Annotated in this window: 14 protein-coding genes and 1 rRNA gene; 8 read left to right on the plus strand and 7 right to left on the minus strand. The window is 72.2% G+C overall.

What is annotated here, in order from left to right:
- Positions 1–46: 46 nt before the first annotated feature.
- Entirely contained in the window at positions 47–1,846 is a 1,800-nt protein-coding gene (locus ACXJMZ_RS23670; RefSeq protein ID WP_457032055.1) for a flavin monoamine oxidase family protein, read from the plus strand.
- Positions 1,847–1,874: 28 nt separating this feature from the next.
- Here ACXJMZ_RS23670 and ACXJMZ_RS23675 read toward each other — a convergent pair whose 3' ends face one another.
- Both ACXJMZ_RS23675 and hpf read right to left on the minus strand, forming a co-directional pair.
- Positions 1,875–2,606 (minus strand): response regulator, encoded by a 732-nt coding sequence (locus ACXJMZ_RS23675; protein WP_457032056.1) that lies wholly within the window; start codon positions 2,604–2,606, stop codon positions 1,875–1,877.
- 164 nt (positions 2,607–2,770) lie between these two features.
- Positions 2,771–3,463 carry a ribosome hibernation-promoting factor, HPF/YfiA family gene (gene hpf / locus ACXJMZ_RS23680; RefSeq protein WP_457032067.1) on the minus strand — a complete coding sequence of 231 codons (693 nt, stop codon included), beginning with the start codon at positions 3,461–3,463 and terminating at the stop codon, positions 2,771–2,773.
- Between the two features lie 363 nt (positions 3,464–3,826).
- On the opposite strand from hpf, the gene ACXJMZ_RS23685 reads away from it, so the two are divergent.
- Positions 3,827–4,525: a ComF family protein gene (locus ACXJMZ_RS23685; RefSeq protein WP_457032057.1), complete on the plus strand. Its 699-nt coding sequence runs from the start codon at positions 3,827–3,829 to the stop codon at positions 4,523–4,525.
- Here the strand turns inward: ACXJMZ_RS23685 and ACXJMZ_RS23690 are convergent.
- The 3 genes from ACXJMZ_RS23690 to mtrA all read right to left on the minus strand — a co-directional run bounded on the left by ACXJMZ_RS23690 (position 4,513) and on the right by mtrA (position 9,134).
- Positions 4,513–6,327, minus strand: a complete 1,815-nt coding sequence (locus ACXJMZ_RS23690; protein WP_457032058.1) for an LpqB family beta-propeller domain-containing protein — start codon at positions 6,325–6,327, stop codon at positions 4,513–4,515. The genes ACXJMZ_RS23685 and ACXJMZ_RS23690 overlap by 13 nt on opposite strands.
- A gap of 10 nt (positions 6,328–6,337) precedes the next feature.
- Entirely contained in the window at positions 6,338–8,386 is a 2,049-nt protein-coding gene (gene mtrB / locus ACXJMZ_RS23695) for an MtrAB system histidine kinase MtrB (protein ID WP_457032068.1), read from the minus strand.
- Positions 8,387–8,456: 70 nt separating this feature from the next.
- Positions 8,457–9,134: an MtrAB system response regulator MtrA gene (gene mtrA, locus ACXJMZ_RS23700; protein ID WP_057236786.1), complete on the minus strand. Its 678-nt coding sequence runs from the start codon at positions 9,132–9,134 to the stop codon at positions 8,457–8,459.
- Positions 9,135–9,349: 215 nt separating this feature from the next.
- Here mtrA and ACXJMZ_RS23705 point away from each other — a divergent pair, with 215 nt between their 5' ends.
- The 6 genes from ACXJMZ_RS23705 to ACXJMZ_RS23730 all read left to right on the plus strand — a co-directional run bounded on the left by ACXJMZ_RS23705 (position 9,350) and on the right by ACXJMZ_RS23730 (position 15,490).
- Complete coding sequence (locus ACXJMZ_RS23705; RefSeq protein ID WP_457032059.1) at positions 9,350–10,486, plus strand: hypothetical protein; 1,137 nt, start codon at positions 9,350–9,352, stop codon at positions 10,484–10,486.
- A 4-nt stretch (positions 10,487–10,490) separates the two neighbouring features.
- Positions 10,491–11,147: a DUF4129 domain-containing protein gene (locus ACXJMZ_RS23710; protein ID WP_457032060.1), complete on the plus strand. Its 657-nt coding sequence runs from the start codon at positions 10,491–10,493 to the stop codon at positions 11,145–11,147.
- Entirely contained in the window at positions 11,144–12,343 is a 1,200-nt protein-coding gene (locus tag ACXJMZ_RS23715) for a DUF4350 domain-containing protein (RefSeq protein WP_457032061.1), read from the plus strand. Before ACXJMZ_RS23710 ends, ACXJMZ_RS23715 begins: the two co-directional genes overlap by 4 nt.
- A gap of 41 nt (positions 12,344–12,384) precedes the next feature.
- Complete coding sequence (locus ACXJMZ_RS23720) at positions 12,385–13,353, plus strand: AAA family ATPase (RefSeq protein ID WP_457032069.1); 969 nt, start codon at positions 12,385–12,387, stop codon at positions 13,351–13,353.
- A 32-nt stretch (positions 13,354–13,385) separates the two neighbouring features.
- Complete coding sequence (locus ACXJMZ_RS23725; RefSeq protein WP_457032062.1) at positions 13,386–14,696, plus strand: DUF58 domain-containing protein; 1,311 nt, start codon at positions 13,386–13,388, stop codon at positions 14,694–14,696.
- Between the two features lie 164 nt (positions 14,697–14,860).
- Positions 14,861–15,490 carry a hypothetical protein gene (locus ACXJMZ_RS23730; protein WP_457032063.1) on the plus strand — a complete coding sequence of 210 codons (630 nt, stop codon included), beginning with the start codon at positions 14,861–14,863 and terminating at the stop codon, positions 15,488–15,490.
- 124 nt (positions 15,491–15,614) lie between these two features.
- Here the strand turns inward: ACXJMZ_RS23730 and ACXJMZ_RS23735 are convergent, their stop codons facing one another.
- Together ACXJMZ_RS23735 and rrf are read right to left on the minus strand one after the other, a co-directional pair.
- Complete coding sequence (locus tag ACXJMZ_RS23735) at positions 15,615–16,013, minus strand: DUF4440 domain-containing protein (protein WP_457032064.1); 399 nt, start codon at positions 16,011–16,013, stop codon at positions 15,615–15,617.
- A gap of 108 nt (positions 16,014–16,121) precedes the next feature.
- A 5S ribosomal RNA gene (gene rrf / locus ACXJMZ_RS23740) occupies positions 16,122–16,212 on the minus strand; the annotation flags it as partial.

Genomic DNA, 16,212 nt, shown 5'->3' on the forward strand with positions numbered 1-16,212 from the left:
CCGCCGTTGCCCCGTGGTGTCCGCACCACAACCGTTTGGAGCAACGATGGGTCCAACTGCCACCACCGCCCGGGCCTGGCTGAGCCGCCGCGCCCTGCTCGGCACCGCCGCCGTCGCGACCGCGGCGGGCGCCGTCGGGTTCGCCCCCCGCTCGGTGGCCGCGCCGAAGTCCCGGGCCGACGAGGCGGTCAGCCGGGACCTGGCCCGCAAGATGCTGATGGTCGCCGACGACGAGCGGACCGACCTCACCCTCGAGTACCTGAAGATCCTGATCGACGGTCAGCTCCCGCCCGGCCCCGCCACCACCGGCACCAAGCGCAAACGCGTCCTGGTGGTCGGCGCCGGCGTCGCCGGGCTGACCGTGGCCACCCTGCTCAAGCAGGCCGGGCACCAGGTCGTGATCATCGAGGCCAACGGCAGCCGGGTCGGCGGCCGGATCAAGACCTTCCGCGGCATGTTCACCGACTCCCGGCTGTACGCCGAGGCCGGCGCGATGCGGCTGCCCGACTTCCACCCGCTGGTGCTCGCACTGGCCGACAAGCTGGGCCTGAAGCGGCAGTTGTTCTACAACGCCGACATCACCCCGGGCACCCGGGCCGTCGGCGCGGTGCCCGCGGTGACGTACCGCTCGTTCACCGGCGAGACCTGGAGCAACGGCTCCGAGCAGGAGTTCCACCCGCCGGGCGCCAACTTCCGCACCTTCCTGTCGGTCAACGGCCTGCAGACCACCAAGGCCGCGTACGCGCAGTCCCCCGCCGAGGTGAACCGCTCGTTCGGCGCCAGGTTCGAGACCACCGCCGCCAAGGCGGTCGACGAGGCCTTCGCCAAGGTCACCGTGGGCCCCGGCAACATCCGGCAGCGGCTGGACGGCTGGACCGGGGTCTTCCAGCAGTACGGCTACCACTCCACCCGGCAGTTCCTGCGCGAGGAGGCCGGCTGGGACCCGGTCTCGGTGCAGGCCGCCGGGACGCTGGAGAACATGACCTCCCGGCTGCACTACTCGCTGATCCCGACCCTGATCGACCACGCGGTGATCAGCCCGACCAACCGCTACTGGGAGCTGGAGGGCGGCACCGACACCCTCACCGCCAAGCTGGCCGAGCCGCTGGCGGCCGAGCTGCGGATGGGCCGCCGGATGACCCGGCTGACCCAACAGGGCGGCGGGGTACGGATCGAGACGGTGGCCGAGACCGGCGACGAGGAGTCGCCCGACGGCGCGCCGACCGACCCGACCGAGGTCTTCGAGGGCGACTACGCGATCGTCACCATCCCGTTCAGCGCGCTGCGGTTCTGCCGGATCGAGCCGCTGATGTCCTACCCGAAGCGCCGGGCGGTGACCGAGCTGCACTACGACTCGGCGACCAAGGTGCTGCTGGAGTTCCGCACCCGCTTCTGGGAGGACGGCCCGCAGGGCTTCACCGGCGGCGGCTGCGTCTCGGACAGCGCCAGCCGGTTCACCTACTTCCCCTCGCACGCACCCGACGGCGCACCGGGCGGCGTGGTGCTGGCCGCGTACACCTGGGCGGACGACGCGATGCGCTGGGACTCGCTGACCCCGGGCGAGCGGTACGCCTTCGCGCTGAACGACCTGGAGCGGCTGTTCGGGCCCCGGGTCCGCCGCGAGTTCACCGGCGTCGGGGTCACCCAGTCCTGGGCCAGGGCCCGCTACGCACTCGGCGAGGCGGTCATCCCGACGCCCGGCCAGCTGCACGAACTCCACCCGGCCGCCCGGCTCCCCGAGGGCCGGGTGCACTTCGCCGGTGAGCACACCAGCCTGAAGCCGGCCTGGATCGAGGGCGCGCTGGAGTCGGCCGTACGGACCTTCCTGGAGGTCAACGACCGCTGACGGGCCGTCGGATCCTGGGGGTCGGGGCCTACCCGATCTCCAGGATCTTCTCCCGCATCGCGTAGACCACGGCCTCCATCCGGGAGTGCAGCTGGAGCTTCTCCAGGATGTTCCGGACGTGGTTCTTCACCGTGTTCTCGCTGATGAAGAGCTCCTTGGCGATCTCCCGGTTGTTCATCCCGGTGGCGACCAGTTTGAGCACCTCGAGCTCACGGTCGGTCAACCGTGGCGCGGGCACCAACTCCCGGTCGTCCGAACGCCGTTGGATCATCGACTTGAACTCGGTGAGCAGCTTGGAGGCCATCGCCGGGCTGATCTGCGACTGCCCGTCGGCGACCGCCCGGATCGCGGTGGCCACCTCGTCGGTGGAGATCTCCTTGAGCAGGTAGCCGGTGGCCCCCGCCTTGATCGCCTCGTAGAGGTCGGCTTCCTCGTCGCTTATCGTCAGCATGATGATCTTGGTGCTGGGCACCACGTCCTTGATCGCGGTGCAGGCCTCGATCCCGCTCCGCCTGGGCATCCGGACGTCCATCAGGATGATGTCCGGCAGCAGGTCGGCCGCCTTGACCAGGGCCTCGGCACCGTCCCCCGCCTCGCCGACGACCCGGATGTCCTCCTCCTCGGCCAGCACGATCTCCAGGCCTCGGCGGAACAGGGCGTGGTCGTCCACCACCAGCACCCGGATCGGTTCGGCCCGGCGCGGCGGGTAGTCCGCCGCCTCCCGGGCCTGTTCGGCCGTCAGACCGAATCGCTCCCCCATCCGTGCCTCCCCGTGACCCGTCAGTGTCCGGCCATCATTCCACGAAGCGCAGTCCCCGATCACCCTCCGCCGTCGGCCCGCCCAGCTCGGTGACCCCCGGCGGCCGAAGCCACCGGGGGTCACCCGTTCACCGACTGCTGTTCGGTTGTCGCAACAGGGCCCGGTCAGTCGTCGTCGGGCCCGCCGATCGCACCACCTGCGCCGCCCACCTCACCGACGGTCGAACCGTCCGTGGCCAGGTGGATCACGCCGTAGTGGTAACCGTGCCGCCGGTAGACCACGCTCGGCAGACCGCTGTCCTTCTCGACGAAGAGGTAGAAGTCGTGGCCGACCAGCTCCATCTCGAACAGCGCCTGGTCCAGCGCCATCGGCACGGCGCCGTGCGTCTTCTCGCGGACGACGAGCGGACCGTCGCCCTCCACCTCCAGAGACCCCATCATGGTCTTGCGGACGGCACCGTTGGCCCCGGGGCTCGGCCGCTCCGCCTCGGGGAGCGCGGCAAGCGCGGCCGTCGCCTCGGCGACGCTGATCGGGGTACGGCCGTTGCCGCCCTTGTGCACCCGGCGCCGGTCGGCGGACTTGCGCAGCTGCGCATCGAGCTTCGCCGAGGCCAGGTCGAGCGCCGCGTAGGGGTCTGCGGCGGCGGCCTCGGCCCGGATCACCGGGCCACGGGTACGCATGGTGATCTCGACCCGCTCGGAGCGGTCGGCCTGACGCGGGTTGTGTTCCTTGGACACCTCGACGTCGAGGCTGATCACCTTGTCGTCGAACTTCTGGACCTTCTCCAGCTTCTCGGCCACGTGCTCGCGGAACCTCTTGGGCACCTCGGTCTTGCGGCCCTTGACGACGATGTCCACGCAGAACTCCGATCCCTTGTGCTGACGCCGATCCGGAGTGCTCACCGGACCGGACTGAGACCCAGCCGGACCAACCTCTCTGTCGCCGACCCCGCGGTTCGCCGGGAGCGGCGAGCGCGACTGGCCCTCACCTCACTTCCTCCCCACCAGGAACGCTTGAAACCCCTTGGAGCCTTATCGAACACCTCACACCGGGATTTCGCCTCCCCAGCCTTGTGCCGGTCGAACAACGTAGTGGCGCAGCGCTGGCGGTACAGCTGTTCCACCCTGTTTACCCTCCTGGGGGTGAAACATCGGTAAACGTCTGGACAACACCCCCAGGGCGGACCACCGTTTGGCCCAGCCGCACCCGAGGAGGCCGCCATGGCCGTCCACCTGCTGTTCGAACCATCCGAACTGCTCGACCTGCTGCTGCCCACCACCTGCGCGGGCTGCCGGACCGGCCGCACCCAGCTCTGCCCCGCCTGCCGCACCGCGCTGAGCGCCTCCAGGGCAGGGCCCACCGGGCCGCAGCCGGCCCCGCCCGGGCTGCCCCCACTGCACGCCGCAGGCCCGTACGCGGACCCGGTCAGGCGGCTGCTGATCGCCCACAAGGAGCGCGGTGCGCTGCGGCTGGCCGGGCCGCTGGGGCAGGCGCTGGCCCGGGCCGTCCGCCCGCTGCTGGACGGCCGGCCGGTGCTGCTGGTGCCGATGCCCTCCACCCGGCGCTCGGTCCGGGCCCGTGGCCACGATCCGACGCTGCGCCTGGCCAGGGCCGCCGCCCGGGAGCTGCGCCGGGGCGGCCATCCGGTCCGGGCCGCGCCGGTGCTGCGGCACGGTCGCGCGGTGGCCGACCAGTCCGGGCTGACCGCCGCGCAGCGCCGTACCAACCTGCACGGCGCGCTGACGCCCAGGCCCGGGGCGGCCCGGCTGCTGACCGGCCGTCAGCCGGTGCTGGTGGACGACCTGGTGACCACCGGGGCCACCCTGGCCGAGGCCGCCCGGGCGCTCACCGCGCTCGGGCACCCGCCGCTGGGCGCCGCCACGGTCGCGGCAGCGGTCCGCCGAAATCAGCCGGGATAGCTGAACATCCAGGCGCCCGGCTGGCCCTGGATCTCGCGCCACTGGTTGCCGACCAGGCGGTAGATCTGGTGCTTGGTCAACGAGGTGGCGAGCACCGGGGGTGCCTTGTCCGACTCGCGGTCGCGCGCCTCCGTGGCGGAGATCGAGGACATCGAGTCACCGCCCTGGAGCACGAAGTCGGAGCTGACCGAGCCGTCGGTGCCGAAGTAGTGCAGCTGCTGGAGCTTGCCGTCCTCCTTGCCGAGCACCAACAGCTGGTCGGTGTCGGCCCAGGAGACCGAGACCACCTCGCTGAGCACCGTGCCGACCGGCCGCAGCTCGGTCACCCTGGCGGCCGGAGCGGCCGGGGTGCCGGAGTGCTCGACCCGGCCGATCAGCAGGCTCTGCGGACGGCCCGGCTCCGCCACCACCAGCGCGATCCTGGTGCCGTCCGAGGCCACCTTGAGCGAACGCACGCTGCGCCCGCCCAGTCCCTCGATCGCGACCGTCATGGTGGCCTTGCCGCGGACCACCTTCACCTCGGAGCCGTCCCGGGCCCGGTCGACCACCCAGAGCGAGCCGCGTCCGTCCCAACTGGGCGAGGTAAGTCCGTCCTCCGGCCCGACGGCCGGGCTGATCAGCACCGGGGCGCCGAGCTTGCCGCCCTCGGTCACCCACAGCTTCTTGCGGTCGGCACCGACCACGGCGGACTCGGTGCCGTCCCTGCGGACCGCGAACTCGCCCGACTTCGGCGCGGTCTCCTGCCCGAGGTCGCCGGCCACCGGCGCGCCCTTGGCCAGGTCACCCGAGGTCTGGGTCAGTTGCCCGTCCGCCGCGAAGTAGTACTGCTGTGTCCCGGCCGTACCGCCGGCCAGCGCGCCGGGCGCGATCTGGGCGGTGCGGCCCGCGTCGGTCTGGCAGCCGCCCCGGTCACCGGCCAGGTCCAGGCGCACCAGCTGGGACTTGCCCGGCAGGTCGGAGAGGGTGTGGAAGAGCTGGGCGGCCATCTGCTGGCAGCGCGGCTGGATACCGCCGAAGTCCGGCACGCTGATCCGTACGGTGGCGACACCGCCCTCGTTCACCGTGACGCTGCCCCGGATCTTGGTGGTCTTGTCGAAGACCGGGTCGACCACCTTGCCCAGCCAGCCGGACGGTCCTTCGACCAGCGCCCTGGCGGCCGAGGTGAACGGGTCTATTCGGCCCCGCAGATAGACCGGGTCCGGTACCAGCACCGGGGTCTGCCGGTCGGCCCACGGGTCCTCGGCGGACGGGTAGTAGAGGTGCACGGCGCGGTAGCCGTTCTTGAACGTGGTCTGATCGATGATCAGACCGTCCGGGAGCTCGTCGATCCGCCACTGCCCCTTGTTCCTGCCCTCGGTCTCCTTGACGAAGGTGAACTTCCGCTCGAACCGGGGGTCGTGGGCCGTCCGGTAGGTGTGCTTGCCGTCGAGTGAGGCGACCTGGTTGCCCGTCACGCTGATCACGGCCCGGGTCTCCTCCGAGCCGTCGACGGGCAGTCCCACCGAGGTGGCGCCCAGCACCGCCACCCCCGCGTCGGGGTTCCACCGCTTGGCCGCCGCCACGGTCAGGTACTCCTTGGCCGTGACGTAGTCGGACTCGTCCGCGTTGGCGGCGCCCAGGAAGCCCTCCAGCAGGCTCTCCGGCCCGTCGCCGGGGTGCGGGGCGATCGGGAAGACCCGGACCTGAAGGCTGTCCGAACCGCCCGCCTGCGGGAGTTCGACCCGCTCCGGCGGCCCGTCGGAGGGCATCGCGACACAGCCTGCGGTGAGCGTCGAGACGATCACCATGCCGAGCGCGCCCACGGCCCGTCGGTCAGTCCTGTCCGTCCTCGGCACGCTCGGCCCCCTCCGTCTCGCTCTGGTCGGCGTCGTCACCGGACGCCTTCGGCGCAGCGGGCGGCCGGACCGCGGAGCGGTCCACCACCACCTGTGCACCGGTCGCACCGTACCCCGCCGCCGCGGCCCGGACGTCCGAGGGGTCGGAGACCGGTGCGGTCGGCGCCTTGCCGAGCCCCGGGCCGATGCTCAGCACACCGCCGAGCCCACTGCCGAAGCCACTGGTGGGCGTCTCCGGTGTCTCCGGCACCTCGCCGCCGGGCTCCCCCGACACGGTGAGCGCGGTGGCCCCGGCCGGGCGGGCCCGCCGGTACGGCGCGCCCGTGGAGTTGAGGCCACGGTTGTGCCGGGAGTCCTCCGGCTCCAGCCGGAACGGGGCCCGGCTGATCTCGCCGCCCCGGGTACGCGGCAGGGTGAGCCGGAAGTGCGAGCCGCCGCCGGGCTCGCCCCAGGCCTGCAGCCAGCCGGCGTGCAGATGGGCGTCCTCGACCGCGATCGACAGCCCGAGGCCGGTACCGCCGGTGGTCCGCACCCGGGACGGGTCGGCCCGCCAGAACCGGTGGAACACCCGGGACGCCTCGCCGGGCTTGAGCCCGATGCCGTAGTCCCGGACACCGACCGCGACCGCGCCCCCGGCCGAACCGAGCCGGATCACCACGTCCCGGCCCTCGCCGTGCTCCAGCGCGTTGACCACCAGGTTGCGCAGGATGCGCTCGATCCGCCGGGAGTCCACCTCGGCGACCACCGGCTCCTCGCCACCACGGATGATCACCGCACTGCCCTTGGCCTGGGCCAGTGGGTCGGCCGCCTCGACCACCCGGCCGACCACCTCCCGCAGGTCCACCGGCTCGGCGTCCAGGATCGCCGCGCCCGCGTCGAACCGGCTGATCTCCAGCAGGTCGGCCAGCAGCGACTCGAACCGGTCGAGCTGACCCTGCAACAGCTCGGCCGAACGGGCCGCCATCGGGTCCAGGTCGTCCCGGCTGTCGTAGATCAGGTCGGCCGCCATCCGCACCGTGGTCAGCGGGGTGCGCAGCTCGTGCGAGACGTCCGAGACGAACCGCCGCTGCACCCGGGAGAGCTCCTCCAGCTGCCGGATCTGCGCCTGCAGCGCGTTGGCCATCCGGTTGAACGATTCGCCGAGGCGGGCGATGTCGTCGGTCCCGGTGACCTTCATCCGCTCCTCCAGGTGCCCGGCGGCGAGCCGCTCGGAGATCCCGGCGGCCATCCGCACCGGGGTCACCACCTGACGGACCACCAGCCAGGCGATGCCGCCGAGCAGCATCACGACGAACAGCCCGGCGGTCGCCAGGGTGCCGGTGACCAGGTCGAGGGTCTTGCTCTCCTGACCGAACGAGAAGACGTAGTAGAGCTGGTAGCTGTTGTTGTCCGGCCCGGAGAAGTGCTTGCCGATGACCAGCCCTGGCTCCTCGTAGGGCGCACTGTCACGCTTGATCATCGTGGTCTGCTCGTGCGAGACCGACGGCTCCGCCGCGACCCGTGCCTGCAGCTCGGGGGAGATCGAACTGGGCAGGATGTCACCCGAGTAGTACGCGCCGCGCAGGCCGGCGCTGGGGGCGCTCTCCACCTGTCCGGTCCCCGGCACCAGGGCGATCACCGAGTAGACCCCGGTGCCGCCGCTGGCCAGGTCGGAGACCTGCTTGATCAGCCAGGTGCTGCTGGCCTCGCGGGTCGGGTCGTTGTTCGCCCCGACCTTGGCCTGCAGGTTGATCGCGTCGTTGATCTTCTCCTGCTCGATCTGGAAGCCGCCCTTGGCCTGGCCCTGGGCCGCGTGCTTCTTGGCGTCCAGCAGCCCGGTCCGTACCTGGGCCACCACCACCACGCCGAGCACCAGCACCACGGCGAGTGACAGCAGCAGGGTCGCCGCCACCACCCGGACCTGGATCGACCGCCGGTAGAGCGCCAGCACCCGGTGGACCGGACGCCGGAACTGACGGCCCACCGACGCGAGCAGTGCCCGCAGACCACGCGGGGGCCGGTGGCCCTCGGTGGTCGAGCTCAGCACGTCCCCGCGCACGGCGGACTCCCCGTCGGCGGCGGTGCCCGACGGGGAGTCGTCAGTCTGGTGAGTCACGTCAGCTGGGTCCGGCCTTGTACCCGACGCCACGGACCGTCACGACGATCTCGGGACGCTCCGGGTCCTTCTCGATCTTCGAGCGGAGCCGCTGGACGTGCACGTTGACCAGCCGGGTGTCGGCGGCGTGCCGGTAGCCCCAAACCTGCTCCAGCAGCACCTCGCGGGTGAACACCTGCCAGGGCTTGCGGGCCAGCGCGACCAGCAGGTCGAACTCGAGCGGGGTCAGCGGGATGCCCCGCCCGTCCCGCTTCACCGAGTGGCCCGCCACGTCGATCACCAGATCGCCGATCGTCAGCTGCTCCGGAGTCGGCTCCTCGGCCCGGCGCAGCCGGGCGCGAACCCGGGCCACCAGCTCCTTGGGCTTGAACGGCTTGACGACATAGTCGTCGGCACCGGACTCCAGGCCCACCACGATGTCGACGGTGTCGGTCTTCGCCGTCAGCATCACGATGGGCACGCCGGACTCGGACCTGATCTGCCGGCAGACGTCGATACCGTCCCGCCCCGGCAGCATCAGGTCGAGGAGGACCAGGTCAGGCTTGGTCTCCCGGAACGCGGCTAGTGCCTTGTCCCCATCCGCGACGAAAAACGGTTCAAAACCCTCACCACGCAACACGATGCCCAACATCTCGGCCAGTGCGGTGTCGTCATCGACGACAAGGACGCGTCCCTTCATGGGTCCATCCTCTCATTACCGGATTGTGACCTGCCGCACAGCCGTGCCATTCCGGCGCGCCTTGGCACGCCAAGTCGGTCATTTAGTAGCAAAGTTCACGGCTCTCGTCCCGGCCGCCGGGCGTCCACGATGTACGCCAGGACCGACCTGCGATCACCCAACCCCACCATGGCACGATGGGCGGCACAGAGTACCGATTCCGCCAGGGAGCCGTGATGACCGACACTCCGGGCTGGGCCTCGCCCAGCTCGCCCGAGCCGCCCCGAGAGGACGTCGGCCCGTCGGCAGCAGTGCCCCCCGCTCCGGGCCCAGGCCCGTACGACGCAGCTTACGGGCAGTCGCCCTACGGCCAGGCCGGACCGCAGGCCGGTGGACCGCAGCCGGGCTGGGGTCAGCCCGGCTGGGGACCGCCGCCCAGCCCCAAGCCCGGCGTGATCCCGCTCCGGCCGCTCGGCGTCGGCGAGATCCTGGACGGTGCGTTCACCACCGTCCGCACGTACTGGCGCACCACGCTCGGCCTCAGCCTGGGCGTCGCCGCGCTCGAACAGAGCCTGATGGCCGTCGCTCAGTGGTGGCAGTACGAGCAGCCGGACGCGGTCGGCCCGCTGGTCATGCTGGCCATCGCCTACCTGGTCGCCCCGCTGCTCGGCATCGTGGCCACCGCGCTGCTCACCATGGTGGTCAGCAAGGCGATCCTCGGTCAGCCGGTGTCGCTCGGCACCGCCTGGGCCGCCGCCAGGCCGCAGCTGCTCAAGGTGACCGGGCTGAGCCTGATCACCGGGCTGATCTTGGCGGTCGTCCTGGCGGTCTCCCTGCTGCCGGTGATCATCGTTGCCGCAGCAGGTGATCCCACCCCCGGTGCCGTGATCCTGGCGGGCTCCCTCCTGCTGCCCGGGTTCGCGGCGGCAACCTGGATCTACATCCAGCTCTGCCTGGCCGCGCCCGCCCTGATGCTGGAGAAGCAGGGCGTGTTCACCGCGCTGTCCCGCTCCCGACGGCTCGTCAACGGTGCCTGGTGGCGAACCTTCCTGATCACGCTGCTGATCCAGGTGCTGGCCATTGTCTTCACCATGATCGTGATGACCCCGTTCACCATCGTGGGCGCCATCTTCGGTGCCGGGAGCATGGGCGGCGACGACAACCCGTTCGCCGGACTGAGCGCCGCCGGACCGCCCGGGATGATCCTGGTCATCTCGATCGGCGCGATCCTGGCCTCCACCCTCACCGTCCCCGTGCTGGCCGCCGTCAACGTGCTGCTCTACGTCGACCGCCGGATCCGCCGCGAGGGCCTGGACATCGAGCTCACCCGGGCCGCCGGCATCCCCGCCCAGTACGGGCCGCAGGGGACCTGACCGGATGCCCAACTGGGGGGAATGGGTCCCGCTCGACGGAGCTCCGGTCACCGTCGAGCGCGACCCGGCCCGGGACGCCGCCCGCGCCGAGCTGCTCAACCCGGCCTACCACCGGCACGACCCGAGCCTGCTCGAGCGCGTCAAGGACTGGATCTTCGAGCAGCTCGACCGGGCGTTCGGCGCGGTCGGCCTGCCCAGCGGCGGACTGACCGCCACCGTCCTCTTCCTGCTGATCGCCGGCCTGCTGGCGGCCGCCCTGTGGTGGCGGTTCGGCCGCCCGCGCCGGGCCGCCAGGACCGCCGCCACCCTGTTTGACAGCACCGGCCCCGCCACCGCCGCGGACCACCGCGCCGCCGCTGCGGCACACGCCGCCGCCGGCGCATGGGACGACGCCGTACGCGAGCAACTGCGCGCCCTGATCCGGGGGTTGGAGGAGCGCACGCTGCTGGACGTCCGCCCAGGGCGGACCGCCGACGAGGCCGCCGCCGAGGCCGGCCGGGTACTGCCCGAGCACGCCGACGCGCTCCGCCGGGCCGCCCGGACCTTCGACGACGTGGTCTACGGCGAGCACGCCGCCGACCAGGCGGCGTACCACTCGCTGCTGGAACTCGACCGGGCGGTAGGCGCTGCCCGGCCGACCCTGACCGGAGCCGCCGGATGACCACCTCCACCCCGGTCGACGTCTTCCCCGGCTGGGCCCAACTCTGGCGCCGCAGCAGGTGGTTCCTGGCCGCCGCGGTCTTCGTCCTGCTGGTCGCGCTGCTGATCTCCGGCCTGGGCGGCCACCGCGAGTACCCGCCGCTGGACCCGCGCGACACCGACCCGCACGGCACCAGGGCCGCCCTCCACCTGCTGGAGGAACGCGGCCTGACCACCCGTACGGTCGCCACCGAGGACGAGCTCACCGCCGCCCTCGCCGAACCCGGCACCACCGTGGTCGTCCCGTTCACCGCCCCGATGACGTCCCGTCAGCTCGTCCTTCTCGGGCGTCAGCACCGGGGCAGCGACAGCCGCCTGGTGCTGATCGGCCCGGACCGCAACGCGCTCGCCGCCATCACCCCCGACATCGCCCTGGCCACCGACCCCGCCGGCAACCCGCTGTACGAGGACCCGACCGCCGTGGACCCCGGCTGCGCGCTCCCCGAAGCCACCCGGGCCGGGCGGGCCGAACTCGGCGGTCTGCTCTACCGGCCGGGCCCCGGCGACGTCGGCTGTTACGCCGTCAGCGGCCACCCCGCGCTGGTCCGGCACACCGACCCCGGCTCCCGCGAGGTCGTCGTGCTCGGCAGCGCCCGGGCCCTCACCAACGACCGGCTGGACGAGCAGGGCAACGCCTCGCTCGCCCTCGGCCTGCTCGGCTCCCGCCGTCAACTGGTCTGGTACCTCCCGGACTTCAGCAACATGCAGGCCGACGAGCAGCCCAAGAGCCTGACCGACTTCATTCCGGCCGGCTGGAACTGGGCCGCCCTCCAACTCGCCATCGCCGCCCTGCTCACCGCCCTCTGGCGGGGCCGCCGGCTGGGCCCGGTGGTCACCGAGGAACTGCCCGTCGTGGTCCGCGCGGCCGAGACCACCGAGGGCCGGGCCCGGCTCTACCACCGGGCGAATGCCCGCGGCCGCGCCGCCGACGCCCTGCGCCGGGCCGCCCGGCACCGGCTCGCCGCCACCCTGGGCATCCCGCTCAGCACCGGCGAACCCGAGCCGACCGCCCTGTGCGCCGCCGTCGCCGACCGCGTCCAGCAGCCCGCCACCGACCTGCACGCGCTGCTCTACGGCGCCGCACCCACCGACGACGCCGCGCTGCTGCGGCTGACCGACCAACTCGATGCCCTGGAAAGGCAGGTACGACAGCCGTGACCGAGCAGGCCGCCCCCACTCCCCTCACCAAGACCGACGCTCTGGTTTCGGACGCCCCCGCCTCCGACGCCAGGGCCGCGCTCACCGCGCTGCGGACCGAGATCGCCAAGGCCGTGGTCGGCCAGGACGCCGCCGTCACCGGCCTGGTGGTGGCCCTGCTCTGCGGCGGCCACGTACTGCTCGAAGGCGTCCCCGGAGTCGCCAAGACCCTGCTGGTGCGCACCCTCTCCACGGCGCTCAGCCTGGAGACCAAGCGCATCCAGTTCACCCCCGACCTGATGCCCGGTGACGTCACGGGCTCGCTGGTCTACGACGCCAGGACCGCCGAGTTCTCCTTCCAGCCCGGCCCCGTCTTCACCAACCTGCTGCTCGCCGACGAGATCAACCGCACCCCTCCGAAGACCCAGGCCTCGCTGCTGGAGGCGATGGAGGAGCACCAGGTCACCGTCGACGGCGAGCCCCGCATGCTGCCCGAGCCGTTCCTGGTCGCGGCCACCCAGAACCCGGTCGAGTACGAGGGCACCTACCCGCTCCCCGAGGCCCAACTCGACCGCTTCCTGGTCAAGTTGATCCTCCCGCTGCCGACCCGCGAGCAGGAGTTCCAGGTGCTCGCCCGGCACGCCGCCGGCTTCGACCCGCGCGACCTGGCCGCCGCCGGGGTCCGCCCGGTGGCCGGACCGGCCGACCTGGCCGCCGCCCGCGCCGAGATCGCCAAGCTCACCGTCTCCCCCGAGGTGCTCGCCTACATCGTCGACCTCTGCCGGGCCACCCGGCAGTCCCCGTCGCTCTCCATCGGCGTCTCCCCGCGTGGCGCCACCGCCCTGCTCGGCACCTCCCGCGCCTGGGCCTGGCTGGCGGGCCGCGACTACGTCACCCCCGACGACGTCAAGGCACTCGCCCTGCCCACCCTGCGGCACCGGGTCCAGCTCCGCGCCGAGGCCGAGATGGAAGGCGTCACCGCCGACTCGGTCATCCAGGCCGTGCTGGCCCAGACCCCGGCCCCGCGCTGACCTTCCGTCACCCTTCCCTAGGAGCAACCCCGATGGCCCTGACCGGCCGAACCGCCCTCATCGCCGCGCTCGGCGCGCTGGTCGTGGGCCTCCTGCTGCCCTCCTGGGCCGGGATCGGCGCGGTCGGCCTCCCGCTCCTGCTCGCCGTGCTGGCCGATCTCGTGCTCGCCGCCCCGGTCCGCAGCCTGCGGTTCGAACGGGGCGGCGACACCACGGTCCGGCTCGGCGACCCGGCGGACGTCGAACTGTCCGTCACCAACCCGTCCCGGCGCCCCCTTCGGGCCCGACTCCGCGACGCCTGGGCCCCGTCCGCCTGGGCCCCCGGCACCGCCGTTCCCGGCTCCCGGCACACCCTGACCGTCCCGGCCGGCGAMCGCCGCCGACTCACCACCCGGCTCGCCCCCACCCGCCGGGGCGACCAGCACTCCCACCGGGTCACCGTCCGCTCGCTCGGCCCGCTCGGCCTGGCCGCCCGTCAGGGCTCCCACCAAGTCCCCTGGACCGTACGGGCGTTGCCCCCGTTCGCCAGCCGCAAGCACCTGCCGTCCCGACTGGCCAGACTGCGCGAACTGGACGGCCGCACCTCACTGCTGAGCCGTGGTCAGGGCACCGAGTTCGACTCCCTGCGCGAGTACCTGCCCGGCGACGACGTCCGCTCCATCGACTGGCGCGCCAGCGCCCGCCGCAACACCGTCGCCGTCCGCACCTGGCGCCCCGAACGCGACCGGCACGTGCTGATCGTCCTCGACACCGGCCGCACCTCGGCCGGCCGAGTCGGCGACGCCCCCAGGCTCGACGCCGCCCTGGACGCCGCCCTGCTGCTGGCGGCCCTCGCCACCAAGGCAGGCGACCGGGTCGACCTGCTCGCCCACGACCTGCACGTCCGCCGCACCGTCCTCGGCCGGTCCGCCTCCGAGGTGCTGCCCGCCTTCACCAACGCGATGGCCACCCTCGAGCCCGCCCTGGTCCAGACCGACCTGCGCGCCCTCACCTCGGCCACCCTCCGGCTGGCCCCGCACCGATCCCTGATCGTGCTGCTCACCGGACTGGACGCCGGCCCGATCGAGGAGGGGCTGCTCCCCCAGCTCCCGCTCCTCACCAAGCGCCACGAGGTCGTACTGGCCTCGGTCGCCGACCCCCGCCTGGACGAGCTCGCCGCCACCCGCGGCACCGTCCAGGACATCTACGGCGCCGCGGCCGCCGAACAGACCCGCGCCGACCGGACTCGTACCGCCGGCCGCCTCACCCGCCGCGGCATCACCGTCCTGGACGCCCCGCCGGCCGCCCTCCCCCCGGCCCTGGCCGACACCTACCTCGCCCTCAAGGCCGCCGGCCGCCTCTGATCCCGGCGCCCGGCGGCCCCCCTTGGAGCTCGTCACACGATCTCGTGAACGTGGGCCGGTGGGCCGCGTCCTGCAGCGTTTCGCTCACCGCCGGAGTCTAGTTTTGCGGCCGATGCGCACATCCGCGCCTCACCAGCGACCCAGGGGGAGAAAGTGAGGCAGACATGCCTCTTCGAATCGGCCGACGCGGGGTCGTCCTACTGACCGCCACCGCTCTGACCGCCACCGCCGCCGGGATCAGCTGGGCCTCGATCCCGGACAGCTCCGGTGAGATCCACGGCTGCTACCAGAAGTCCACCGGCCTGGTCCGGGTCATCGACAGTCCGAGCCAGCAATGCCACGGCGGCGAGGCACCGCTGAGCTGGAGTCAAGGCGGTCCCGCGGCCACTCCCGCGGGCACCGCGTACGGGGCCTACCGGGAGCTCCGCAGCAACCCGACCGGCTCCGACCCCATCCAGCTCCCGGCCGGCTGGACCACCCTCGCCCACATCGACCTGCCGGCCGGTTCCTACGTGGCCACCGCGAACGTCGACCTCTTCAACCATTCCGACTCGACCTACTTCGGGCACTGCAGGCTGACCATCGACGGCGTGCGGCGCTCGGACGCCTTCGACTCGGTCCCAGGAGTCCAGTTCACCAGCCAGGCACTGACGGTCGCGGGCGGCTCGTCCTCAGCGGGCGGCGTCGACCTCGAGTGCGCCAACGACAGCACCTCCATCGACCGCCCGCTCGAGGCGGACAACTTCAATCTGACCGTCGTCCCGGTCGGCGGGGTGACCCAGTCCGCCCAGTGACGGACCGACGCGAACGGCCGGACACCCGTAGGGGTGCCCGGCCGCTTCAGGATGCCGGCGCTCAGATGAGGCCGAGACCCGCCAGCCATCTCCCGCCATGAAGAGCCCGACACCAGTTCTTCGGTCAGGGCTGGTCGTACCAGGAGAACGCCGCGATCCGCCAGCCCTCATCGGTACGGACGAACTGGATCGTCTTCGTCCCGCCCCCCTCGAACGGCTCACCGTCCAGGAGCCCGGACTTGCAGTACTCACCGAACCGGCACGCGATGTCCCCGGCGATGTCGGTCCGCTCCGAGGTCTCCCACTCGTTGAACTCCGTCAGCCGACCATCGGCCAGGAGTCGCTCACGAGGCTCTATGAACTCCTCCACGGTGTAGGCCGTCAGCCCTCCACCGGTCTTGACGATCACCCCACCCGGCAGCATCAGCCGGCGAATCCGCCCCACATCGGCGGTCTTGCCACCCCGGTTGTCGAAGGACCCGAAGAACTCGGCGGTCACCTTGTCGATCTCACTCTTGGACATGGCGGGAAGGTAACACGACCCCGAACGCCCGTGTCGAGTCATTAGGAGCTGGCCCGGAAATGCAGAAAGCCCCGCCGGTTACCCGGCGGGGCTTTCTGACTAAAGATTGTTCGGCGGCGTCCTACTCTCCCACAGGGTCCCCCCTGCAGTACCATCGGCGCTATGAGGCTTAGCTTCCGGGTTCGGAATGTAACCGGGC

Source organism: Kitasatospora sp. P5_F3, from assembly GCF_054049135.1.

Coding starts and splice junctions, on each gene's coding strand:
- ACXJMZ_RS23670 (WP_457032055.1), top strand. CDS start 47: ATGGGTCCAACTGCCACCACCGCCCGGGCCTGGCTGAGCCGCCGCGCC.
- ACXJMZ_RS23675 (WP_457032056.1), bottom strand. CDS start 2,606: ATGGGGGAGCGATTCGGTCTGACGGCCGAACAGGCCCGGGAGGCGGCG.
- ACXJMZ_RS23685 (WP_457032057.1), top strand. CDS start 3,827: ATGGCCGTCCACCTGCTGTTCGAACCATCCGAACTGCTCGACCTGCTG.
- mtrA (WP_057236786.1), bottom strand. CDS start 9,134: ATGAAGGGACGCGTCCTTGTCGTCGATGACGACACCGCACTGGCCGAG.
- ACXJMZ_RS23705 (WP_457032059.1), top strand. CDS start 9,350: ATGACCGACACTCCGGGCTGGGCCTCGCCCAGCTCGCCCGAGCCGCCC.
- ACXJMZ_RS23710 (WP_457032060.1), top strand. CDS start 10,491: ATGCCCAACTGGGGGGAATGGGTCCCGCTCGACGGAGCTCCGGTCACC.
- ACXJMZ_RS23715 (WP_457032061.1), top strand. CDS start 11,144: ATGACCACCTCCACCCCGGTCGACGTCTTCCCCGGCTGGGCCCAACTC.
- ACXJMZ_RS23730 (WP_457032063.1), top strand. CDS start 14,861: ATGCCTCTTCGAATCGGCCGACGCGGGGTCGTCCTACTGACCGCCACC.
- ACXJMZ_RS23735 (WP_457032064.1), bottom strand. CDS start 16,013: ATGTCCAAGAGTGAGATCGACAAGGTGACCGCCGAGTTCTTCGGGTCC.